This window comes from Phenylobacterium sp. (assembly GCF_041691455.1).
GTDB lineage: Bacteria > Pseudomonadota > Alphaproteobacteria > Caulobacterales > Caulobacteraceae > Phenylobacterium.
In genome coordinates this window covers 1-21,477 of sequence record NZ_JBEPUO010000004.1, presented here as the reverse complement: position 1 = coordinate 21,477, position 21,477 = coordinate 1, and the positions used below count along the sequence as shown (strand labels likewise).

General features: G+C 70.4%; 22 protein-coding genes. 11 read left to right on the top strand and 11 right to left on the bottom strand.

Features of this window, described 5'->3' with window-relative positions; all coding sequences use genetic code 11:
* The first annotated feature begins 53 nt into the window (after positions 1 to 53).
* Positions 54 to 899, top strand: a complete 846-nt coding sequence (locus ACESMY_RS08240; protein ID WP_372784086.1) for a glycine zipper domain-containing protein — start codon at positions 54 to 56, stop codon at positions 897 to 899.
* 65 nt (positions 900 to 964) lie between these two features.
* Here ACESMY_RS08240 and ACESMY_RS08235 read toward each other — a convergent pair whose 3' ends face one another.
* Positions 965 to 1,882: a site-specific tyrosine recombinase XerD gene (locus ACESMY_RS08235; RefSeq protein ID WP_372784085.1), complete on the bottom strand. Its 918-nt coding sequence runs from the start codon at positions 1,880 to 1,882 to the stop codon at positions 965 to 967.
* A complete protein-coding gene (locus ACESMY_RS08230; protein WP_372784084.1) occupies positions 1,879 to 3,099 on the bottom strand; it encodes a hypothetical protein in 1,221 nt (406 codons plus the stop codon). The genes ACESMY_RS08235 and ACESMY_RS08230 overlap by 4 nt, the downstream gene beginning before the upstream one ends.
* Positions 3,100 to 3,165: 66 nt before the next feature.
* Here ACESMY_RS08230 and ACESMY_RS08225 point away from each other — a divergent pair, with 66 nt between their 5' ends.
* The 4 genes from ACESMY_RS08225 (at position 3,166) to ACESMY_RS08210 (ending at position 6,685) form a co-directional block, all read left to right on the top strand.
* Entirely contained in the window at positions 3,166 to 3,714 is a 549-nt protein-coding gene (locus ACESMY_RS08225; RefSeq protein WP_372784083.1) for a shikimate kinase, read from the top strand.
* The gene (gene aroB / locus ACESMY_RS08220) at positions 3,711 to 4,820 is read left to right on the top strand and encodes a 3-dehydroquinate synthase (RefSeq protein ID WP_372784082.1); all 1,110 of its coding nucleotides are present in this window, start codon (positions 3,711 to 3,713) and stop codon (positions 4,818 to 4,820) included. Before ACESMY_RS08225 ends, aroB begins: the two co-directional genes overlap by 4 nt.
* Positions 4,820 to 6,100, top strand: coding sequence for an HlyC/CorC family transporter (locus tag ACESMY_RS08215; RefSeq protein WP_372784081.1), 1,281 nt, complete (start codon positions 4,820 to 4,822; stop codon positions 6,098 to 6,100). Before aroB ends, ACESMY_RS08215 begins: the two co-directional genes overlap by 1 nt.
* A 207-nt stretch (positions 6,101 to 6,307) precedes the next feature.
* Positions 6,308 to 6,685 (top strand): response regulator, encoded by a 378-nt coding sequence (locus ACESMY_RS08210; RefSeq protein ID WP_372784080.1) that lies wholly within the window; start codon positions 6,308 to 6,310, stop codon positions 6,683 to 6,685.
* A gap of 238 nt (positions 6,686 to 6,923) precedes the next feature.
* Here ACESMY_RS08210 and ACESMY_RS08205 read toward each other — a convergent pair whose 3' ends face one another.
* The 4 genes from ACESMY_RS08205 to ACESMY_RS08190 form a co-directional block, all read right to left on the bottom strand.
* Complete coding sequence (locus ACESMY_RS08205) at positions 6,924 to 9,188, bottom strand: molybdopterin cofactor-binding domain-containing protein (protein ID WP_372784079.1); 2,265 nt, start codon at positions 9,186 to 9,188, stop codon at positions 6,924 to 6,926.
* Positions 9,185 to 10,141: a xanthine dehydrogenase family protein subunit M gene (locus ACESMY_RS08200; protein ID WP_372784078.1), complete on the bottom strand. Its 957-nt coding sequence runs from the start codon at positions 10,139 to 10,141 to the stop codon at positions 9,185 to 9,187. The genes ACESMY_RS08205 and ACESMY_RS08200 overlap by 4 nt, the downstream gene beginning before the upstream one ends.
* Complete coding sequence (locus ACESMY_RS08195) at positions 10,138 to 10,644, bottom strand: 2Fe-2S iron-sulfur cluster-binding protein (protein ID WP_372784077.1); 507 nt, start codon at positions 10,642 to 10,644, stop codon at positions 10,138 to 10,140. Before ACESMY_RS08195 ends, ACESMY_RS08200 begins: the two co-directional genes overlap by 4 nt.
* A 73-nt stretch (positions 10,645 to 10,717) precedes the next feature.
* On the bottom strand, positions 10,718 to 10,990 hold the full coding sequence (locus ACESMY_RS08190; RefSeq protein WP_372784076.1) for a BolA family protein: 273 nt from the start codon (positions 10,988 to 10,990) through the stop codon (positions 10,718 to 10,720).
* A 52-nt stretch (positions 10,991 to 11,042) separates the two neighbouring features.
* Between ACESMY_RS08190 and ACESMY_RS08185 the strand changes: the two genes are divergently transcribed.
* Together ACESMY_RS08185 and ACESMY_RS08180 are read left to right on the top strand one after the other, a co-directional pair.
* Entirely contained in the window at positions 11,043 to 11,693 is a 651-nt protein-coding gene (locus ACESMY_RS08185) for a J domain-containing protein (protein ID WP_372784075.1), read from the top strand.
* Positions 11,694 to 11,861: 168 nt separating this feature from the next.
* Positions 11,862 to 12,221, top strand: a complete 360-nt coding sequence (locus ACESMY_RS08180; RefSeq protein WP_372784074.1) for a YciI family protein — start codon at positions 11,862 to 11,864, stop codon at positions 12,219 to 12,221.
* 90 nt (positions 12,222 to 12,311) lie between these two features.
* Here the strand turns inward: ACESMY_RS08180 and ACESMY_RS08175 are convergent, their stop codons facing one another.
* Together ACESMY_RS08175 and ACESMY_RS08170 are read right to left on the bottom strand one after the other, a co-directional pair.
* Positions 12,312 to 12,755 (bottom strand): DUF805 domain-containing protein, encoded by a 444-nt coding sequence (locus ACESMY_RS08175; protein WP_372784073.1) that lies wholly within the window; start codon positions 12,753 to 12,755, stop codon positions 12,312 to 12,314.
* Positions 12,756 to 12,768: 13 nt separating this feature from the next.
* Entirely contained in the window at positions 12,769 to 13,770 is a 1,002-nt protein-coding gene (locus ACESMY_RS08170; protein ID WP_372784072.1) for an aldo/keto reductase, read from the bottom strand.
* 213 nt (positions 13,771 to 13,983) lie between these two features.
* Here ACESMY_RS08170 and ACESMY_RS08165 point away from each other — a divergent pair, with 213 nt between their 5' ends.
* Complete coding sequence (locus tag ACESMY_RS08165; protein WP_372784071.1) at positions 13,984 to 15,897, top strand: pyrroloquinoline quinone-dependent dehydrogenase; 1,914 nt, start codon at positions 13,984 to 13,986, stop codon at positions 15,895 to 15,897.
* Here the strand turns inward: ACESMY_RS08165 and ACESMY_RS08160 are convergent.
* Positions 15,894 to 16,253 (bottom strand): DUF4180 domain-containing protein, encoded by a 360-nt coding sequence (locus ACESMY_RS08160; RefSeq protein WP_372784070.1) that lies wholly within the window; start codon positions 16,251 to 16,253, stop codon positions 15,894 to 15,896. The two genes, ACESMY_RS08165 and ACESMY_RS08160, sit on opposite strands and share 4 nt — an antisense overlap.
* Before the next feature lie 2 nt (positions 16,254 to 16,255).
* Positions 16,256 to 16,666 (bottom strand): helix-turn-helix domain-containing protein, encoded by a 411-nt coding sequence (locus ACESMY_RS08155; protein ID WP_372784069.1) that lies wholly within the window; start codon positions 16,664 to 16,666, stop codon positions 16,256 to 16,258.
* 90 nt (positions 16,667 to 16,756) lie between these two features.
* On the opposite strand from ACESMY_RS08155, the gene ACESMY_RS08150 reads away from it, so the two are divergent.
* A complete protein-coding gene (locus ACESMY_RS08150; protein WP_372784068.1) occupies positions 16,757 to 18,013 on the top strand; it encodes an amidohydrolase family protein in 1,257 nt (418 codons plus the stop codon).
* Here the strand turns inward: ACESMY_RS08150 and ACESMY_RS08145 are convergent.
* On the bottom strand, positions 18,010 to 18,882 hold the full coding sequence (locus ACESMY_RS08145) for a TauD/TfdA dioxygenase family protein (protein ID WP_372784067.1): 873 nt from the start codon (positions 18,880 to 18,882) through the stop codon (positions 18,010 to 18,012). The two genes, ACESMY_RS08150 and ACESMY_RS08145, sit on opposite strands and share 4 nt — an antisense overlap.
* A gap of 88 nt (positions 18,883 to 18,970) precedes the next feature.
* On the opposite strand from ACESMY_RS08145, the gene cobS reads away from it, so the two are divergent.
* Complete coding sequence (gene cobS, locus ACESMY_RS08140) at positions 18,971 to 19,972, top strand: cobaltochelatase subunit CobS (RefSeq protein WP_372784066.1); 1,002 nt, start codon at positions 18,971 to 18,973, stop codon at positions 19,970 to 19,972.
* Between the two features lie 203 nt (positions 19,973 to 20,175).
* The gene (locus ACESMY_RS08135; RefSeq protein WP_372784065.1) at positions 20,176 to 21,357 is read left to right on the top strand and encodes a DUF3089 domain-containing protein; all 1,182 of its coding nucleotides are present in this window, start codon (positions 20,176 to 20,178) and stop codon (positions 21,355 to 21,357) included.
* Positions 21,358 to 21,477: the final 120 nt, after the last annotated feature.

Here is a 21,477-nt window from a genome sequence, read left to right as displayed (position 1 = left end):
TGCGCGCGAGCGAGGGAGATGCTTGCCGCGCGTCGGAGGAGAATGGAGAGACTATGAACACCCCTCTGAAAATCGGGCTGGCCTCGGTGCTGGCCCTCGCCACCGCGTTGCCCGCCTTCGCTCAGCCCTATCAGCCCGCCCCGCCGCAATACCAGCGGGACCCGCAGTACCAGCAGAGCCCGCCGCAATATCAACCGACCCAGCAGTCCCAACAGGACCAGGCGCAGTATCAGCGCGACCGGGCCCAATATGAAGCCAGCAAGGACGCCTATGACGCGCGCCGGGCCCGCTACGAGGACAGCCGCGAGGGCTATCAGGCCGCCCGCGCCGACTACGACGCCCGCCGGGCGGAGTGGGAACGCGCCCGCGCCGACTACGACCGCCGCTACGGCTACGGCGCCTATATCCGCGCCTACGGCCCGGAACCGACCTGGGATGGCGCGCGCTGGTCGCGCTATGAGGGCGACCGCGACTACAGCCGCCGCGACTACGGCCGCGACAACAACGGTCAGGTGGTCTGCCGCAACGACCACAGCTCGGCCACGGCCGGCGCCATTATCGGCGCCCTGGCCGGCGCGGCGCTCGGTTCGAACGTGGCGGGCCGCGGGGTGCGCACCGAAGGCGCGGTCCTGGGCGGCGTCGTCGGCGCCGGCATCGGCGGCGCGGTGGGCAACGCCAACGACCGCTACCGCTGCGACAGCCGCGGGCCCTACTACAGCTACAACGACACGATCGCCTATCGGGAATCCCGCGACTTCCGCAGCGGCCAATATGACTCTCGCTACTATTCGCGGATGCGCTGCCGGCTGGCCCCCGCGCCGATCGACAGCTACGGCCGCGACTACCGCTACGTCCGGGTCTGCCCGGACCGCGACGGCCGCTATCGGATCACCGGCTAAACGCCACCGATCTGACGAACTCGTTGGAAGGCCGCTCCGGAAGGGGCGGCCTTTCGGCTATGGGATCAGCGTTTGCGCGCCAGCGGATGCTTGGTCGCCACCACCTCGGCCAGGCGGTCCCCGGCCACATGGGTGTAGATCTGGGTGGTGCCGATGTCGGCGTGACCGAGCAGGGTCTGGACGACGCGCAGGTCGGCGCCGCCTTCCAGCAGGTGGGTGGCGAAGGCGTGGCGCAGGACGTGCGGGCTGACGCGGGCCGGATCGATCCCGGCGGCGGTCGCGGCTTCGTCCAGGAGCTGGCCGAACCGGCGCGGCGTCAGGCGGCCCTCCTTGCCACGCGAGGCGAAGAGCCAGGGATTGGCCTTGTCCCCCTTGGGCAGGAAGCCCGGCCGCACCTTGAGATAGGCCTTCACCGCCGTGCGCGCGGCGTCGTTGAGGGGCGCCAGCCGTTCCTTGCCGCCCTTGCCCTTGACGATCAGATAGGCCGGATCGCGCGCCAGGGCGGCCAGGGTCAGGCCGGTGAGCTCCGAGATCCGGAGACCCGAGGCGTAGGCGAGCTCGACCATGCAGCCGAGCCGCAGGCCCTGGGCGCCGTCCCGCGCCGTGGCCGCGGCGATCAGCCGGTCGACCTCGCCGCGGCTCAGCACCTTGGGCAGCGAGCGGCCCTTGCGCGGCGCCTCGACGCGCCGGGAGGGATCGTCGGCCCGCCAGCCCTCGCCCAGCACGAAGCGGTAGAACTGGCGCACGGCCGCGCGCCGCCGCGACGCCGTGGCCGGCGCGAGCCCGCGCGCGCCGATCGCCGCGAAATAGGCCTCCACGTCCTCGGCCGAGGCGTCGGCAAGATCGCGTCCACGGCTCGCGAGGAAACCGGCGGCGTCGGTCAGGTCGCGCGTGTAGGCGGTCAGGGTGTTCTTCGCCGCGGCGCGCTCCACGGACATCATTTCCAGGAAGGCCTCGGCCCAGGCTGAGCCCTGCCCGCTCATTTCAAGGCCAGCAGCCCTTCGAGCGCCAGCGCGCGAGCGTCGGCGTCGAGACCCACGGCATGCAGGGCGCGCACGATCCGCACCCGGTCGCCCATCGCCAGGCCCGCCGGGCCCGCCTCGGCGCAGGTCCACAGCGACAGGAGGGCCGCCTCGCCCATCAACTTCTGCTGCGCCGCCGCCTCGAGCGCGATGTCGCGGCCGACCGGCGCCTTGCCTTCCGGCACGCCGAGCGCGGCGATCTGCCCCCGGACTTCCGGCGTCATGGCCCCGGAGACCGCAGCGGCCAGCAACAGCGCGGCCTGGCCGCGGGCGCGGCCCTTGGGATCGGTGGCGGAGCCGGCGGTCTCGGTCAGGGCGCCCAGCAGCGCCTCGCGGACCGGCTCCCCCCTGACCAGCGCCTCGGCGAGCGGCGCGACCTCCGGCGCCGCGCCGGCGGCGTCGAAGACCGGCGGCGCGGGATCGCCGGCCGAGAGCGCCGCGGCGACGGCCGGCGACGGCCTGGCGGCTGCGAGGTCGAGGCCGAGGCTCTTCGACAGGGCATAGTCCAGGCCGTTGCGCAGCGAGGCCGCGCCGGGATTGCCGCCGCCGGCCAGCTTGGCGCTCATCAGCCGGGTGAAGGTGGGATCCTTCACCTGGGCCTGCACGAGGTCGAAGGTGAGCTGGGCCTGCGCCGTCTGGCCGGCGATCGCCTGGCAGTAGGTGCGCAGCTTCAGCCAATAGACCTCGTCGCGCCCGGCGGTCAGGCCCTCGGCGAGCTGGCAGGCGCGCTGGTCGTCGCCGGACAGGAGCACGCTCTCGGCCGCCGCCCGGGCCAGGTCGGAGCTCCGATCGAGCCCCGGCGCGTGGGCCAGCACCCGGGCCGCGGCCTTGGGATCGCCCTGGAACATCAAGGCGTTGGCCCGCGCCGCGGCGAGCTCCGGATCGCGGCCCATGTCGCGGGGACCCGGCGCGCCGGTCGCCAGGATCCGCCGCGCCAGCGCCGCGGCGGCCGGCGACAGCGGCTTGGCGGCGAGCAGCGGCAGCACGGTCTTGGCGGTGCGCGCCGAGGCCCCGGCCCAGAGCGTGGGCGGCAGGCCGGTGTCCCGTCCAGGGGTGGAGAAGGCGTCGGGCGCGGCGAGCTGGGTGACCTCGACGCCCTGGGCCTGGGCCTGCGCGGCCGCCGTCCCCGACGATCCGGCCAAGAGGATGAGGGCGATGAGACAGGGGAGACGCGACATGGCGCGATCATAGCGGGCGCGCGAAGTTGGCGCGAGGGCGCGCGCTCGTGTAAGCCTTGGCCGTTCATGGACCGCTATGCACCGCTGCGCCACCGCACCATCGCCCTCGTGGGCCTGATGGGCGTCGGCAAGTCGAGCGTGGGCCGAAGGCTCGCCAGCGCGCTCAACCTGCCGTTCCGCGACACCGACGCCGAGGTGGAGGCCGCGGCCGGCCGCTCGATCTCCGACATCTTCGTCGACCTGGGCGAGGACGCCTTCCGCGAGGGCGAGCGCCGGGTCATCGCGCGCCTACTGGACCAGACGCCGCACGTGCTGGCCACCGGCGGGGGCGCCTTCATGAACGAACAGACCCGGACGCTGATCAAGTCGAAGGCGGTCTCGGTCTGGCTGAAGGCCGACCTCGAGGTCCTGGCGCGCCGGGTGTCGCGCAAGGACACCCGGCCGCTGCTCTCCGGCAAGGACCCGATCGCGGTGCTGCAGGCCCAGGCCGACGACCGCTATCCGGTCTATTCGCAGGCCGACATCGTGGTCGAGACCGGCGACGCCGCGCATCACGTCACCGTCGAGCAGGTGATCAATGCCCTGGCGGCCTTCTTCGCGGAGCAGACGGCGTGACCCGGACGATATCGGTGGGCCTCGGCGAGCGGGCCTATGAGGTTCGGGTCGGCCACGGCCTGATCGACCGCGCCGGCGAGGCGATGGCGCCGCTGCTGAAGCGCCGGCGCACCGCCGTGGTCAGCGACGAGACCGTCTGGGCGCTGCACGGCGCGCGCCTGACCGCGGCCCTGGAACGCGCCGGGATCGCGGTGTCGCCGGTCATCGTCGCGCCGGGCGAAGAGACCAAGAGCTTCGCGGGCCTGGCCGAGGTCACCGACCGCCTGCTGGCCCTGGAGCTCGACCGCGGCGACCTGATCACCGCCTTCGGCGGCGGCGTGGTGGGCGACCTCGCGGGCTTCGCCGCGGCGATCTACAAGCGCGGCATAGGCTTCGTGCAGATCCCGACGACGCTGCTGGCCCAGGTGGACTCCTCGGTCGGCGGCAAGACCGCCATCGACACCCCGCGCGGCAAGAACCTGGTCGGCGCCTTCCATCAGCCCCGGCTGGTGCTGGCCGACCTCGACGTGCTCGCCACCCTCCCCGACCGCGAGATGCGCGCCGGCTACGCCGAGGTTGTCAAATACGGCCTGCTGGGCGATTTCGGCTTCTTCGCGTGGCTGGAGGCGCACGCGGCCGCGGTGCTGTCGCGCGATCCGCAGGCGCTCGCCGAGGCCGTGGCGCGGTCCATTGCCATGAAGGCCGAGATCGTGGCGGAGGACGAGACCGAACAGGGCCGCCGCGCGCTGCTCAACCTCGGCCATACCTTCGGCCATGCGCTGGAAGCCGAGACCGGCTACGGCGGCTCCCTGCTGCACGGCGAGGCGGTGGCCGCCGGCCAGGCGCTGGCCTTCCGTTTCTCGGCCGCCCAAGGCTTCTGCACGACCCAGGACGCCCAGCGCGCCGCCGCGGCCATCGCCGGCGCCGGCCTGCCGGTCCGCCTGGACGAGGTTCCCGGCCATCCCTTCGGCGCCGAGCGCCTGGTCCGCCACATGGCGCAGGACAAGAAGGCGCAGGACGGCAAGCTCACCTTCATCCTCGCTCGCGGCCTCGGCGACGCCTTCGTGGCGAACGACGTCGACGCCGGAGCGATCACGACATTCCTCAGACAAGAAGGGGCGACCTGATGGCCGCCATCATGGCGCTCGCGCCGATCGTATTCCTGCTGCTCGGGCTTTCGGCCCTGTTCTCAGCCGCCGAGACCGCGCTGACCGGCGCCAGCCGCGCGCGCATGCACCAGCTCGAGCGCGAGGGCGACCGCGGCGCCAAGCGGGTCAACGAGCTGCTCGCCGACCGCGAAACCATGATCGGCGCCGTGCTGCTCGGCAACAACATGATCAACATCCTGGCCTCGGCGCTCGCCACCCAGGTGCTGACCCGGGCGATCCCCGGCGCCTGGGGCGTTGCGGCGGCGACCGGGCTGATGACCGTGCTGGTCCTGGTGTTCGCCGAGGTGCTGCCGAAGACGCTCGCCATCCTGCGCTCCGACGACGTGGCGCGGTTCCTCTCAGGGCCCACCCTGATCGTGGTGCGGGTGTTCGGGCCGATCATCTACACGATCCAGTATGTGGTCCGCCGCACCCTCGGCCTGTTCGGGGTGAAGCTGGGGATGGAGATGGACGTGCTGGCGGCCCACGAGGAGATTCGTGGCGCGGTCGAATACCACCACTCCGGCGGGCTGGTGGAGACCGACGACCGCTGGATGCTGGGCGGGGTGCTGGACCTGGCGGAAATGGACGTCAGCGAGGTGATGGTCCACCGCAAGGAGATCGTGCTGATCGACGCCGACCAGACCCCGCGCGAAATCCTCGGCGAGGCCCTGGAGAGCACCCACAGCCGCCTGCCGCTCTATCGCGGGGAACCGGAGAACATCGTCGGCGTGCTGCACGCCAAGGACCTGCTGCAGGCGATCGCCGACGCCGATGGCCGGATCGAAGCCGTCGACATGAACGCCATCGTCCGCGAGCCCTGGTTCATCCCCGAGACCACCAGCCTGAAAGACCAGCTCGCCGCCTTCCTGAAGCGCCGCACCCATTTCGCCCTGGTGGTCGACGAATACGGCGCCCTGCAGGGGCTGGTGACGCTGGAGGACATCCTCGAGGAGATCGTCGGCGAGATCGAGGACGAGCACGACGTGGCGGTGGCCGGGGTGCGCGCGGCGGAGGACGGTTCGGTGTCGGTGGACGGCTCGGTGACCATCCGCGACCTCAACCGGGCCATGAACTGGGACCTGCCCGACGACGAGGCGGTCACGGTGGCGGGCCTGTTGATCCACGAGGCGCGGCGCATCCCGGAGGCCGCCCAGACCTTCAGCTTCCACCGCCACCGCTTCACGGTGCTGGAACGCAAGGTCAACCGGATCACCAAGCTGCAGATCTGGCCCGCCACGCCGCGGGACGAAAGCTGATCTTCCGGGAACCAACCTGGGCTGTAAGACGTTTATTCAGGCTCGCGCCGGTCGGGGGATCGCTTTTCGCATGACTCTCGCCCAAGCCCCCGCCCGCGTGGGTTCAGTCGCCTTTCCGACGCAACGCAAGATGGCGCTTGATTGTGCGCCGCGACCTCTGTTGCTCTGCCGTGGGCGGACGGCGTTTCTGGTTCTGGAGTCTCTCGCATGATCGACACTGCCGCACTCAAGGGCCTGCGGGTCCTGGTGGTCGAGGACGAGATGATGGTCTCGATGCTGATCGAGGACATGCTGAGCGACATGGGCTGCGTCGTCATGGGCCCGGCTTCGCGGCTGGACGAGGCCATCGAGCTCACCAAGGCCTCGGAGATCGATTGCGCTGTGCTGGATGTGAACCTCGGCGGCCAGCCGATCTTCCCGCTGGCCGATCTGCTGCGCGAACGGGGCTGCCCGTTCGCCTTCGCCACCGGCTATGGGGATGCGGGGCTGCGCGATGTCGATCGCGGCACGCCCGTCCTGCAGAAGCCTTTCCGGGAAGGCGACCTTGCGCGCGTGCTGGGCGAGCTGCGCGCCAAGGTGGGTTAGAGGTAGCTGAGCGTGGCGATGGCCGCGCTGTTGAACAGCAGGGTCAAGGCCCCGGCCAAGGTCATCAGCGGCAATATCAGTTTCATTGTCCCGTCTCTCTCGAAGTCTCGATGCTCTGCATTCAAGACGCGGGAGATAGGGCCGATCCGACACGCCGCCAGTGACCAAAGTCACATAGCCGTTCTGCAATTCTGCACGAGCCTGACCGGACGCGGCATGCGCAGCGCCTCGCCGAACCCTAGAGACCCTTGGCGGCCATGGCCGCCAGAAGCTTGTCCGGTGTGATCGGATAGTCTCGGACGCGCACGCCGCAGGCATTGTAGATGGCGTTGGCCACCGCCGCCCCGGCGCCGGAGATTCCGAGCTCGCCGACCCCCTTGATGCCCATCGGATTGGCCTTGTCGTCGACCTCATCCAGCATGATCGCCTCGACCTCGCCGATGTCGGCCTGCACCGGCACCAGGTAGCCCGCGAGGTCCTGGTTGATCAGTGAGCCATAGCGCGGATCGACCGAATTGCCTTCGGTGAGCGCCGAGCCGACGCCCCAGATCATCCCGCCGGTCAGCTGGCTGCGCGCGGTCTTCCGGTTGAGGATCCGGCCGGCGGCGAAGACCCCCAGCATACGGCGCGTGCGCGCCTCGCCGGTCACCGTGTCGACCGCGACCTCCACGAAATGGGCCCCGTAGGTATGTGAGCTCCACTTGGCGGCGTCGGCGGCGGGGCGGACCTCGCCCTCGGCGGTCAGCCCCTCGGGCCGGTTGCGGCGGATGAGGTCGCAGAGCCGCTCGGAGCGGTTGGCGATGGCGATGACCCCGTCCTGGAAGGTGATATCCTGCGAGGGCCCGCCGAACAGCGGCGAGGCCGGGTCGGCCACGGCGATCTCGGCGATCGCCGTCCTGAGGTTCATGCCGGCGTCGAGGGCCGCGGAGCCCGCGGTGGCCGCGCCGAACTGGCCGCCGGAGCCGGGGGCCGGCGGCAGCTCCGAATCGCCGATCTCGACGCGTACGTCGCCCAGCGGCACGCCGAGGGTCTCGGCGGCGATCTGGGCCAGCACCGTATAGGTGCCGGTGCCGATGTCGGTCATCCCCTGCTTGACGGTGATCACGCCCTCGGCGTCGACCGTGAAGCTGGCCTTGGCGGGCAGGAGGAAGTTGCCGCGGATGGCCGCGGCCATGCCCAGGCCGACCCGCCAGCGGCCGTCGCGCACCTGGCCGGGGGTCGGATTGCGGTTCGTCCAGCCGAACATCTGGGCGCCCTCGCGCATGCAGCGGACCAGCTGGCGGATGGAGAACGGCTTGCCGGTCTCCGGGTCCGTCTCCGGCTCGTTGAGGATGCGCAGCTCGACGGGATCCATGCCGAGCTTCTCGGCGAGCTCGTCCATGGCGACTTCGAGGCTGAGCGTGCCGGAGGCCTCGCCCGGCGCGCGCATGGCGCTGGCCACGGGCAGGTCGAGGCGCACCAGCCGGTGGCCGGTCAGCCGGTTGGGCGCGGCGTAGAGGTTGCGGGCGAAGTTCGAGGCGTGCTCGGTGAAGTTGCCGCGCCGGTCGCAGTGGGTGGTGGTCATCAGCGACATGGCGGTGAGGTGGCCGTCGGGCGTCGCGCCCAGGCGCACGTGCAGTTCGGTCGCCGGCCTATGCACCGTGCCGTGCATCATCTGCTGGCGGGAGAAGGCGACCTTCACCGGCCGACCGAGCTCGCGCGAGGCGAGCGAGGCCAGCACCAGGTCCTCGTAGAACGAGCCCTTGCCGCCGAAGCCGCCGCCGACGTAGCGGGTCAGGAGGCGCACGTTCTTGTGCGGCAGCATCAGGGTTTCGGCGAGCGAGTTCTGGGCGAACCGCACCATCTGGACCGAGGTGTGGACCGTCAGGTGGTCGCCGTCCCACCAGGCGGTGGTGGCGCAGGGCTCCATCTGGCAGTGGTTCTGCAGCGGGGTGCGCCAGACCTCGTCGATCTTCACCGGCGCGGCGGCGAAGGCGGCCGCGAAGTCGCCGATCTCGGTGTCGGACTCGCCCGGCGGCTGCACGCCCTCGTCATAATGGTCGTGGAAGATCACCGACTTGGCGTCGTCCTCGAAGCTGAGGTTGACCAGGGCCGCGGCGGCGGTGGCGTTCTCCAGGGTGTCGGCGACGACGATGGCCACCTGCTGGCCGAAGAAGTGGACGAGATCCGACTCCAGCGCCGGCCGCGGCGAGGGGGTGAAGAAGTCGTACCGCTCGGGGCGCGGGCCCTGGGCCGGGGCGTTCCTGTAGGTCCAGACCAGTTGAACGCCGGGCGAGGCCTCGGCGGCGGCGGTGTCGATGGCGGTGATCCGGCCCTTGGCGATCGGCGCGGAGAGCATGACGCCGTAGGCCGGCGGCGAGGGCGGCTCGATCTCATAGGCGTAGGGCGCCGTGCCGGTGACCTTCAGCGGCCCCTCGTAGCGGTCCACCGCCTTGCCGATGTTGCCGGCGCGGTTCTCCTTGACCGGATTGCTGGTGGCTTCCCAGTCGATGACGGAACTCATGCGCCTCTCCCCTGCTCGCGCGCCTCGGCGATGGCCACCGGGACCAGGCGCCGCATGAGGTCGATCTTGAAGCCGTTGCGGCCGTTGTTGCTGGCCTGGGCCAGTTCCGCCTCGGCGGCCTCGGCAGGTGAGGCGCCGGAGGCCAGCGCCGCCTCGGCCTCGGCGGCCCGCCACGGCTTGTGAGCCACGGCGCCGAAGGCGAGGTTCCCGCCGGCCACCGCGACGCTGGCCAGGCCCGCGGCGTAGGAGGCCCGGTCGCGGGCCTTGCGGTAAACCTGCCCGCCCTTCGGCGGCGGCGGCAGGACGACGGCGGTGATCAGCTCGCCGGGGATCAGGTGGGTCTCGAGGTCCGGCGTCTCGCCGGGCAGCCGGTGCAGCTCGATCACCGGGAAGGCCCGCGCCTGGCCGGACGGCGACAGCGTTTCCACCGTGGCCCCCAAGGCGGCCAGGGCCACGGCCATGTCCGACGGATGGGTGGCGATGCAGGCGTGGCTGGCGCCGAAGATCGCGGAGTTGCGGTTCAAGCCCTCCAGCGCCCCGCAGCCGGAGCCGGGCGCGCGCTTGTTGCAGGGCTTGGTGGTGTCGTAGAAATAGGCGCAGCGGGTGCGCTGCAGGAGGTTGCCCCCCGTCGTGGCCTTGTTGCGCAGCTGGCCCGAGCCGCCCGCGACGATGGCCTGGGTCAGCACCGGATAGCGCGCGCGGACGCGGCCGTCGGCGGCGACATGGCTGTTGGTGGCCATGGCCCCGATGCGCAGGCCGCCTTCCGGCGTGTCCTCGATGGCCGCCAACGGCAGGCGGCCGACGTCGATCAGGTGGGCCGGGTGCTCGATCTCCAGCTTCATCAGGTCGAGCAGATTGGTGCCGCCGGCGATGAACTTGGACCCCGGGGTTTCAGCGGCGGACTTCACGGCGGAGGCCGCGTCGGCGGCGCGCTCATAGGTGAAGGGCCTCATGCCGGCTGCCCGGCGATGGAACGGATCGCCGCCACGATCTGCGGATAGGCCGAACAGCGGCAGATGTTGCCGCTCATCCGCTCGCGCAGTTCGTCGTCGGTGAGCCGGATCGGCCCGGTCAGGTCGGCGGTCTCCTGGCTCGGCCAGTTCTCCGCCACCTCGGCCAGCATGCCGAGCGCCGAGCAGATCTGGCCGGGGGTGCAGTAGCCGCACTGGAAGGCGTCTTCGGTCAGGAAGGCCTGCTGGATGGGCGCCAGCTTCTCGACCGTGCCGACGCCCTCGATGGTGGTCACCGCGTCGCCGTCGTGCATCACCGCCAGCGACAGGCACGAATTGATCCGCGTCCCGTTCACCAGCACCGTGCAGGCCCCGCACTGGCCGTGGTCGCAGCCCTTCTTGGTTCCGGTGAGATGCAGGGTCTCGCGCAGCGCATCGAGCAGGGTGGTGCGCGGGTCGACGTCGAGCGCCCGTTTCTCCCCATTGACGGTGATCGTGGTCTTCAAGCGGAGGACTCCCGTCGTTGGCCGTACGCCCAGCTGGGGAAACGGTTCTTCAAACGTATGTTTAGTCTAGGCGCTAGCTTTCGCCGGGCGCCAGCGCCTTGAGCGAAAGCGCGTGCAGCGGACCGGCCAGTTCCTCGGCGAGCGCCCGGTAGACCATCCGCTGCCGCGCCACCTTCGGCGCGCCCGCGAAGGCCGCAGACTCGATCAGGACGTTGAAGTGGCTCTCCCCGCCGGGCCGCGCGCCGGCGTGCCCATGGTGGCGGGCCGAGTCGTCCTCGATCTCCAGGCGCAGCGGCTGGAAGGCGGAAGTGAGTTTCTGTTGGATGGCATCAAATATGGCGCCCATCGTCGGCATCTTCAATTCTTGAAAGGGATTATCTCGGCCCCATACTTGGCTCATGCCCGCCGCGTTTCAATACAAGCCCCGGTTCGTCGACATCCGCGTGCGCCCGCCGACGCCGGAGGACGACGCGCGCGCCGAGGACGTCAATGCGCTGAAGCCCGGCGAGCGGGCCTGCGACCACCCCGGCTGCGCCAAGGCCGCGACCGCCCGGGCCCCGAAATCCCGCGACATGCTGAACGAGCACTACTGGTTCTGTCAGCCGCACGCGGCCGAGTACAATCGCAACTGGAACTTCTTCGCCGGCATGAGCGAGGGCGAGATCCGCCGCCGCCAGCAAGACGAGCTGTTCACCGGCGGGCGTCCCACCTGGGAGATGAAGGCCGGCCGCATGTCGCGCGAGGCCGCGGCCTTCTCCAACAAGTTCCGCAAGGGCGAGGGCTACCGCGACCCCTTCAACCTGTTCGGCAAGAACGGCGGACGGCCCACCGCCGAGCCCGAAGAACGCGCCATGGGCAAGATCGAGCGCAATGCGCTGGCCGACCTCGATCTCGACAGCCACGCCGACGGCCCCAGGATCCGCGCCCGCTACACCGAACTCGTCCGCCGCCTGCACCCCGACGCCAACGGCGGCGACCGGGCCGGCGAGCACCGCCTGCAGCGGGTGATCAAGGCCTACCAGTCGCTGCGCAAGGCCGGGATGGTCTAGGCCGCCCGCCGCCGGTCTACCGTGAATGGAAGGCGGACCTCGGTGGCCTGCACGGCGCGACCCCAATCTCACCTCCGATAAAAAATTGCGGGACCCTGTCGGCACTGGGCGGCGCCCTTCGTCGTTCCAACCCAGGCCGATGGGGCGGCCACTGCAAGGAGACAGACGATGCGCGTGATGGTGCTGGTGAAGGCTACCGAGGACAGCGAGAAGAACTCTATCCCCAAGGCCCAGATGGACCAGATGCTGAAGGAAATGGGTGAGTTCAACGACGAGCTGGTCAAGGCCGGCATCATGAAGCAGGGCGACTGCGACGGCCTCACGCCCTCCTCGAAGGGCAAGCGCGTGGGGTTCGATGGCTCCAGCCGCACGGTGATCGACGGGCCTTTCGGCGATACCGGGGCGCTGGTGGCCGGCTTCTGGTTCTGGACCGTCAAGGACATGGACGAGGCGGTCGCCTGGGTGAAGCGCTGCCCCAATCCCATGCCCGGCCCCAGCGAGATCGAGATCCGGCCGATCGATGGCTGATTTGCGATCGGACGTTCACGCGCGAGACGCTCGGCGCCGCCTATGTCGGACAAGGGGTAGCGGGCCTAGCCGGAAACGGGAGCCCGCGCCCTAGGCGGGGCTGAGCCGGTCTTCACCGAAGCGGTTGGGGCCGGGCTGGCCGGGGGTCAGGCCGACCCAGAGCAGGAACGCCAGCCCGACCAGGAAGGCGCAGCCCATGGCCAGGATGGTCATCGCCCCGCCGGCCGCCGCCGTGCCGACGTGGCCGGTCATCGCGCCCAGGATCGAGATGCTGCCGGTCACCGCCGCGATGGCGCCGATCGCCAGCGCCACCCCGAACGGAACGAGCATCAGCCAGGCCGAGTGGCCCATGTCGTGCAGCCGTTTGCTGTGGATGCAGGCCTGCGGCCAGAACAGCAGCAGGCCGGCGATCTGGCCGACGATCGGCACGAGATTGCACAGGATGCTGAGGCCCATCACCACCGCGAAGCCGATCCAGAACGACTGGCGGCCGATCCGGCCCTGCGGCGACAGCAGCAGATAGTTCCAATCCATCGGGGCGCCCTTCCTAGGCCTCAGCCTCCGCCGGAGTCCGCTCGGTGTCGACCACCGACTGCATGGGCGGCGAATAGCGCGAGCCGGTGACGGTGCGCTCGTTGACCAGGTCGTCGACCTTGCGGACGGCCTCGTCGGAGAGGGTGACCAGGGCCGCGCCGGCGTTTTCGCGCATGTGCTTGGGCCGCGTGGTGCCGGGGATCGGGACGATGGCCGGGTCCTTCTTCAGCAGCCAGGCGAGGCAGAGCTGGGCGGGCGTGCAGCCGGCCTCGCGCGCCAGGGCCTCGAATTCGGCCAGCAGGCGCAGGTTGGCCTCGAAGGCCTCGCCCTGGAAGCGGGGCATGCCGATCCGCATGTCGCCGGCCTGGAACTTGGCCGGGTCGCGGGCGCCGCCGGCCAGGAAGCCGCGGCCGACCGGCGAGAAGGCCACGAAGGTCACGCCGAGCTCGCGGCAGGCGTCGAGGACGGCGATCTCCGGGTTGCGGGTCCAGGGCGAATACTCGGTCTGCAGGGCGGCGATCGGGTGGGTGGCGTGGGCGCGGCGAAGGGTCGGCGCGGAGACCTCCGACAGGCCGATCTCGCGGATCTTGCCCTGCGCCTTCAGGTCGGCGAGCGCCCCGACGCTGTCCTCGATGGGCACTCGCTTGTCCCAGCGGTGCAGGTAGTAGAGGTCGATGACCTCGGTCTTCAGGCGCTTGAGGCTGCGCTCGCAGGTGTCCTTGATATTGGCCGGGCTGCCGTCGATCCGGCGTTCGTCACCGACGGTGATGCCGCACTTCGACGCCAGCGTGATCTTGTCGCGATGCGGCCCCAGCACCTCGCCGACCAGGGTCTCGTTGTGGCCCAGGCCATAGACCGCGGCGGTGTCGAAGAAGGTGTAGCCGGCGTCGAGCGCGCCCAGCAGCACCCGTTCCGCCTGGTCGCGCGGGGTCGCCGGGCCGTAGCCGTGGGAGAGCCCCATGCATCCCAGGCCGATGGCCGCGACCTCGAACGGACCGACGCTGCGTTTTTCCATGGGGACCCTCCGGAACCTGCCGGCCTGCGAGAAACGGTCTGGGCGCGCTCGCGTCAACCCCGGCGCTTCCGCTCGTCCCTGGCCGCCCGCCGCTTGTCCCGGACCCGGCCCCGGACGCACCGGCGGCGACGCCGTTCGTCACTGGCGGCTGGCGAACCGCCGACGCAAGGTGATGGTCCGGCCAACCCGATGGGACGGGTTGAGGAGCAGGCGATGCAAGTTTCGATGCGAGCGATGATGTGCGCGGCGGCGGCCACGGCGCTGGTGGCTGGAGCGGCCCGCGCCGACGAGTGGGGCGCCTATGGCCGCGACCTGCAGGGGACGCGGTTCTCGCCGCTCACCCAGGTGACGCCGGCCAATGTGGCGAGCCTCAAGCCCGCCTGGACCTTCCACACCGGCGACATCTCCACCGGCAAGGTCAAGGGCGGCGGGCCGCGCAGCGGCTTCGAGACGACGCCCCTGATGCTCGACGGCCGGCTCTACCTGACCACGCCGTTCAACCGGATGATCGCCCTCGATCCGGCCACGGGGAAGGAACTCTGGGCCTACGATCCCAAGCTCGACCGGGCCCAGCCCTATGGCGACGGCCTGATCAATCGCGGTCTCGCCGCCTGGCGCGATCCGAAGGCCGGGAAAGGCCCCTGCGCACTCAGGCTCTATGAGGCGACGCTGGATGCGCGGCTGGTCTCGGTGGACGCCGCGAGCGGCCAGCCCTGCGCCGGCTTCGGCGAAGGCGGCGAGGTCAGCCTGCGCGACGTCGCCCGCTACACGCCCGGCCAGTACCACATGACCTCGCCGCCGATCGTGGTGGACGGCGTCGTCGTGGTGGGCTCGGCGATCGACGACAATGCGCGGGCCGACATGCCGGATGGCAGCGTGCGCGGCTTCGACGCCCGAAGCGGCAAGCTGATCTGGAGCTGGGCGCCGCTCAGCAAACCCAAGGACGTGGCTGACAAGGCCTGGAACACCGGCGCCGGCAACGCCTGGTCGGTGCTGAGCGCCGATCCCAAGCGGCATCTGGTCTACGTGCCGACCGGCAGCGCCAGCCCCGACTACTGGGGTGGCCTTCGCCCCGGCGACAACCGCTGGGCCAATTCGGTCGTCGCCCTGGACGCGCGGACCGGCAGGCTCTCCTGGGGCTTCCAGCTCGTGCACCACGACCTGTGGGACTACGACACCGCCGCGGCCCCGCTCGCGACCAATGTGAAGCTGAAGGGCAAGATGACGCCGGCGGTGATCGCCGGGAACAAGACGGGCATGATCTTCGTGCTCGACCCGGCGACCGGCAAGCCGGTGCTGCCAGTCGAGGAGCGCCCCGTCCCGCAGAGCACGCTCTACGGCGAGAAGAGCTCGCCCACCCAGCCGATTCCGACGGCCACGCCGCCCCTGGTCCCGCAGTCGCTCAGCGCCGCCGACGTCTGGGCGATCACCGACGCCGACCGCAAGTGGTGCGCCGACCAGATCAACGGGTTCAGCGGCGCGGCGATGTTCTCGCCGCCCAGCGAGGCCGGCATCCTGGCGATCCCCGGCAATGTCGGCGGCATCAACTGGAGCGGCTTCGCCTGGGACGCCGGCCACGGGCGGCTGATCGTCTCGGTCAGCAACCTGCCGGCCAAGGTGCGGATGATCCCGGCGATCAAGTTCGTGAAGGGCGACAAGGGCGACCTGCGCGCCGAGACGACCATGCAGATGGGCACGCCCTACGCCATGAGCCGCGAGTTCCTGCGCGCGCCGTCCGGCCTGCCCTGCATCAAGCCGCCGTTCGGCGAGCTGGTGGCGGTGGACCTGGACGCGGGCAAGGTGGTCTGGCGCACGCCGCTGGGTTCGCTGGAGGAGCTGGCGCCGGGCGTCGGCCACATCGCCAAGGGCTCGATCGTGCTGGGTGGGCCGATCGTCACGGCGGGCGGGCTGATCTTCCAGGGCGGCACCATGGACCGCACCCTGCGCGCCTTCTCCGCCGAGACCGGCAAGGAGCTCTGGAGCGCCGAACTGCCGGCCAGCGCCCATGCCACGCCGATGACCTACGAGGTCGGCGGCAAGCAGTATGTGGTCATCGCCGCCGGCGGCTCGGCCAAGGTCGACGAGGAGCGCCAGGGCGACGCGGTGGTGGCCTACGCCCTGCCCTAGGCGCCGAGCTTCGCCTCCAGCGCGGCGAGGTCGGCGACGAACCACACCGTCGCGCCGCGGTTCGACTCGCGGATGAAGTCGCGGAGCGGGGCGCTGGCGGCTTCGGCGGCGGAGACGTCGCCGAGGATCGCCACCTGGAAGCGGTAGTTGACCAGCTTCTGCAGCACCTGGCCCGCCACGCCGGAGCCGAGCCGCAGGAAGTCGGGGCCGAGCCGCCCGAGCGGGATCGCGACAATCCGGGCGCCGGAGCCGAAGAGCTCGCCGATCAGGTCGGAGAGGTTGCGGTCCTCGGCCAGCGACGGCCCGGCCTCCGGACAGACATGCACCGGCTGGCCGGCGAGTTCGCGGAGCGCCATGGTCAGGCCTCCGACAGCACCTGGACCATCTTCAGCATGGCCGCGGTGTCAGCGGGCGAGCCGACGATGACCACCTTCAGGTGGCGGCGCGCGGTGTCGTAGGCGACGTCGATCGACATCGGGTCGGGATGCGCCTCCTGGCCCATCCGCGCGCTGGGCAGGGTCTTGGCGAAGCGCTGCGCCAGCTCCGGGTCGACGTCGGGCAGGTCGACGATGCTGGTGACCCGCGCCGCGCTCGGCCGTTCGCGGGGCCTGGCCCCGGTCATGGCCTCCATTTCGGTGCGCAGGATCCGATAGGACTTGCCGACCTTGACCGCGCGAAGGCGGCCGTCGCGGATGAACCGCAGCACGGTCTTGGGGTGCAGCTTCAGCCGTTCGGCGAACTGCTCGACGGTGTAGACTTCTTCCGACATGGGGAGTCGGGACTCCGGGTTCCTTATTGTTACCTATCACTCCCTGTTCAGGAGTCAATTGCGTTGAAAACGGCCTTATTGGGAACGATCGTGGCGCTGGCCCTAGCGGGCGCGGCGCGGACCGCGGAGCCGGCGCGCTATCTGCTGGAGCCGGCCGCGGTGTGGAGCGCGGGCGACGGCGCGCCGCACGCCGGCTGGGTGGTGGCGGTCGAGGGGGACCGGATCGTCGGCGTCGGCCCGAAGGACGCGGTGCGGGCCGGCGCGGGAGCCCAGGTCATCGCGCTCCCCGGCCAGACCCTGATCCCTGGACTGATCGAGCTCCACTCGCACCTGCTGCTACACGCCTACAACGAGGTGCTCTGGGACGACCAGGTGCTGAAGGAGGCGCCGACCTATCGCGTGCTGCGCGCCGGGCGCGACGCCACCCGCACCCTGATGAGCGGCTTCACCACCGAGCGGGACCTGGGGACCGAGGGGGCCGGCGACGCCGACGTGCAGTTGAAGCGGGCGATCGACGAGGGGATCGTGGCGGGCCCCCGCCTCTTCGTGGCGACCCGGGCGATCGTGGCCACCGGCTCCTACGGGCCGAAGAAGGGTTTCCGCGCCGACCTCGACCTGCCGCAAGGCGCGCAGGAGGTGAGCGGCGAGGCGCAGATGGTGGCCGCCGTGCGCGAACAGGCGGCCATGGGCGCCGACTGGATCAAGCTCTACGCCGACTACCGCACCGGTCCCGACGGCTCGACGCGGCCGACGCTTACCGAGAAGGAAATGGAGGCCGCCGTGCAGGTCGCCCACGCCTCCGGGCGGCCGGTGGCGGTCCACGCGGCGAGCGACGAGGGCATCCACAACGCGGTGACCGCCGGCGTCGACACCATCGAGCACGGCTACGGCGCCTCGGAAGCCACCTTCAAGCTGATGAAGGCCAAGGGCGTCGCCTACATCCCCACCCTGACCGCGCCGGAGGCGACCTCGATCTACTTCCAGCACTATGTCCCGGGAACGACGCCGCCGACCCCGGCGATGGTGGCCGCCGAGCGGGCCTTCCGGCTGGCGCTGAGCCTCGGGGTCACCATCGGGGCGGGCTCCGACGTGGGCGTCTTCCCGCACGGCGAAAGCTGGCGCGAGCTCGCCTGGATGGTGAAGGACGGCATGACGCCCGCCCAGGCGCTGACCGCCGCCACCGCGACCAACGCGAAGATCCTCGGCCGCGAGGCGAGCCTCGGGCAGATAAAGGCCGGTTACCTCGCCGACCTGGCGTCGGTGGCGGGCGATCCGACCAAGGACATCGCCGTGCTCAAGGACGTGCGCTTCGTGATGAAGGGCGGCGTGGTCTATCGGCGGCCCTAGACCGGCGCGTCGCCCGCCACCGTTGTGCGATGCATCAGGCGCAGGTGGCCGTCGTAGCCGCCCTCGGCCAGGTGCATGGTGCAGCGGTTGTCCCACATCAGCAGCATCCCCGCCTTCCACTGGTGGCGGTAGATGAACTGATCCTGGACCATGTGCTTGAAGAGGAAACCGAGCAGGGCTTCGGACTCAGGCTCGGTCAGGCCCTCGACGCCGACCGTGTAGACCGGGCTGATGAAGAGCGCCTTCCTGCCCGTCACCGGATGGGTGCGGACCAGCGGGTGGGTGCGGGTCTTCTCGGCCTCTGTGGAGGTGATGATCTGCATAGTGCGCTGGGCGGTCTCCTTGGCGAAGGAGCCTTGCGTCCCATAGGGCCGGGCCGCCGAGTGGATCGCCTTCAGGGGCGCCAGCATGGTCTGCATGGTCGGCGAGAGCGCCGCATAGGCCCGCGCGCAGTCGCAGAAGAGGGTGTCGCCGCCGACCGGGGGCGTCACCTCGGAGCGCAGCAGGGTGGCGGCCGGCGGCTGGTCCTGGAAGCTCCAGTCGGAGTGCCAGCCGGCCCCGAAGTTGGTGGCCTTCTCGTCGGGCTCGCGGCGCAGCTCCAGCACATTGGGGCGGCCGGGCATCGGCTTGATGAAGGGGTCGTGGCCGAAGCCGCCCATCTCCAGGGTGAAGGCCTCCAGCGCGTCGAGGCTGAGCGGCTGGTCGGGGAAGGCCACCACCCCGTGGCGGGCCCAGGCGGCCTTCACCTCGTCGAGGACCGGCGCCGGCAGCGGACGGGAAAGATCGACGCCGGTGATCTCCGCGCCGAAGCCGGAGGGCTGCGGCGCCACCCGGATGACGCCATAGGCGCTGTCGGCTTCCTTGAGCATGGTCGTGCCTCCCGGCGCCGCTGACGGCGCACTACCTATGAAACACCTGTTTGCTTCCGTCCCGGCAAGCCTGTAATCGATCCGCGCCATGACTGCTTTCGACACCCAAGAAGACAAGCTGCTCACCCTGGTCCCCGACCACGAGGTCAACACGCGCGAGCTGTTCGACGTGGATTTCGACGCCAAGGCGCCGGCCTTCACCACGCGCGACCCGCACGTGCCGGACCTGGACGAGGCCTATAAGTTCGACCCGGAGACGACGCGGGCGCTGGTCGCCGGCTTCGCCCACAACCGCCGCGTGATGGTCCAGGGCTACCACGGCACCGGCAAGTCGACGCACATCGAGCAGGTGGCTGCGCGGCTGCACTGGCCGCTGATCCGGGTGAACCTCGACAGCCACGTCTCCCGCATCGACTTGGTCGGCAAGGACGCCATCGTCCTGAAGGACGGCAAGCAGGTCACCGAATTCCGCGAAGGCATGCTGCCCTGGGCGATCCAGCGGCCGATCGCCCTGGTGTTCGACGAATACGACGCCGGCCGCCCGGACGTGATGTTCGTGATCCAGCGGGTGCTGGAAGCCGCCGGCAAGCTCACCCTGCTCGACCAGAACCGAGTGATCCGGCCGAACCCCTGGTTCCGGCTCTTCGCCACCACCAACACCATCGGGCTCGGCGACACGACGGGCCTCTATCACGGCACCCAGCAGATCAACCAAGGCCAGATGGACCGCTGGTCGATCGTCACCACGCTCAACTACCTGGCCCACGACGTGGAGGCCGAGATCGTGCTGGCCAAGGCGCCGAGCTACGCGACCACGGACGGCAAGCGGACGATCAACGCCATGGTCCGGGTCGCCGACATGACCCGCAACGCCTTCATGAACGGCGATATCTCCACGGTGATGAGCCCGCGGACGGTGATCACCTGGGCCCAGAACGCCGAGATCTTCGACGGCGACATCGCGCTGGCGTTCCGGATGACCTTCCTGAACAAGTGCGACGAGCTGGAGCGCGGCACGGTGGCCGAGTTCTTCCAGCGCGCCTTCGGCCAGGACCTGCCGGAGAGCACGGCTCGGGTGCGGGTGGCCTAGCCACAAGGACGCCCCTGCCGCCGTTGTCATCCCGGAAAGCGCGCGGCGCTTGTCCGGGACCCATGAACACGACGTTCTCCGACCCCCGCCGGACTATCGGCGCGTATGGGTCCCGGTCTTCGCTTCGCGAAACCGGGATGACAGGAGGAGGTTGGCGCTCCATCCTGCGAGCAAGGCTGACCAACAATAAGATGGGGGAATCCATGTCCAGGACGATGCTGAGGGCGCTCGCCGTGAGCGCGGCGTTGGCGATGGCGGCGGGCGGGGCGCAGGCGCAAGGCCCGGCGTCGGCGAAGAACGACTATTCGAAGCCCGAGACCTGGCTGTGCTGGACCGGCAAGCCGGGGGACGCCTGCGCCATCGACATGACGACCACCGTGGTCAAGGCCGACGGCTCGGAGAGCGTCGAGGCGTTCAAGGCCGACCCCAAGGCGCCGATCGACTGTTTCTACGTCTATCCGACGGTCTCGAACGATCCGGGCGTGCTCTCCGACATGCACGCCGACGCCGAGGAGCTGGGGGTGGTGAAGGCCCAGCTCGCGCGGTTCGGCTCGAAGTGCCGGATCTACGCCCCGCTCTATCGCCAGTTCACCCTGACGGCGCTTCGGGCCCGGATGACCGGCAAGCCGATGGACATGACCGGGGTGCGCGCCGAGACCACCTATGACGACGTGCTCGACGCCTGGAACTACTACCTGGCCCACGAGAACAAGGGCCGCGGCGTGGTGCTGATCGGCCACTCCCAGGGCTCGGGCCTGCTGACCCAGTTGATCGCCAAGGAGATCGACGGCAAGCCGGTGCAGGCCAAGGTGGTCTCGGCGATCCTGATGGGCACCCGCCTGCCGCTCGACAAGGGCAAGGACACCGGCCTCTTCAAGTCGATCCCGCTGTGCAAGTCGGCCAGCCAGACCGGTTGCGTGATCGCCTATGCGAGCTTCCGCGACACCATCCCGCCGCCGGCCAACAGCCTGTTCGGCAAGGCGGGCGAGAACCAGATCGCGGCCTGCGCCAATCCGGCCAACCTCGCCCCCGGCGGCAAGGGCGAGTTCCACGCCTACCTCTCGAACGGCGCCCAGATCGCCAGTTCCAGCGCGCCGACCGTGACCTGGGTGAAGGGCAAGCCCAATCCGAAGACGCCCTTCGTCAGCGTGCCCGGCCTGCTGAGCGGCCAGTGCGTCGAGAAGAACGGCTTCAGCTATCTGGAGGTCCATGTGGCCGGCAATCCGGCGGACCCGCGCACCGACGACATCAACGGCGACGTGGTGGCCGGCGGCCAGGTCAACGCCTCCTGGGGCCTGCACCTGATCGACGCCAACCTCGCCATGGGGAACCTGGTCGACATCGTCGGCGCCGAGTCCAAGGCCTATCTGGCGAAGAAGAAATAGCCCGCGAACTGACGTGGGGCGGGGGCCCGCCCCGCCCCCCGCCCCCCCCCCGGCCCCCGCCCCGCCTTTTAGGGGAAGGTGCGCCCCCCCCCCAACCCCCCCCCCCCCGACAGAAAACAC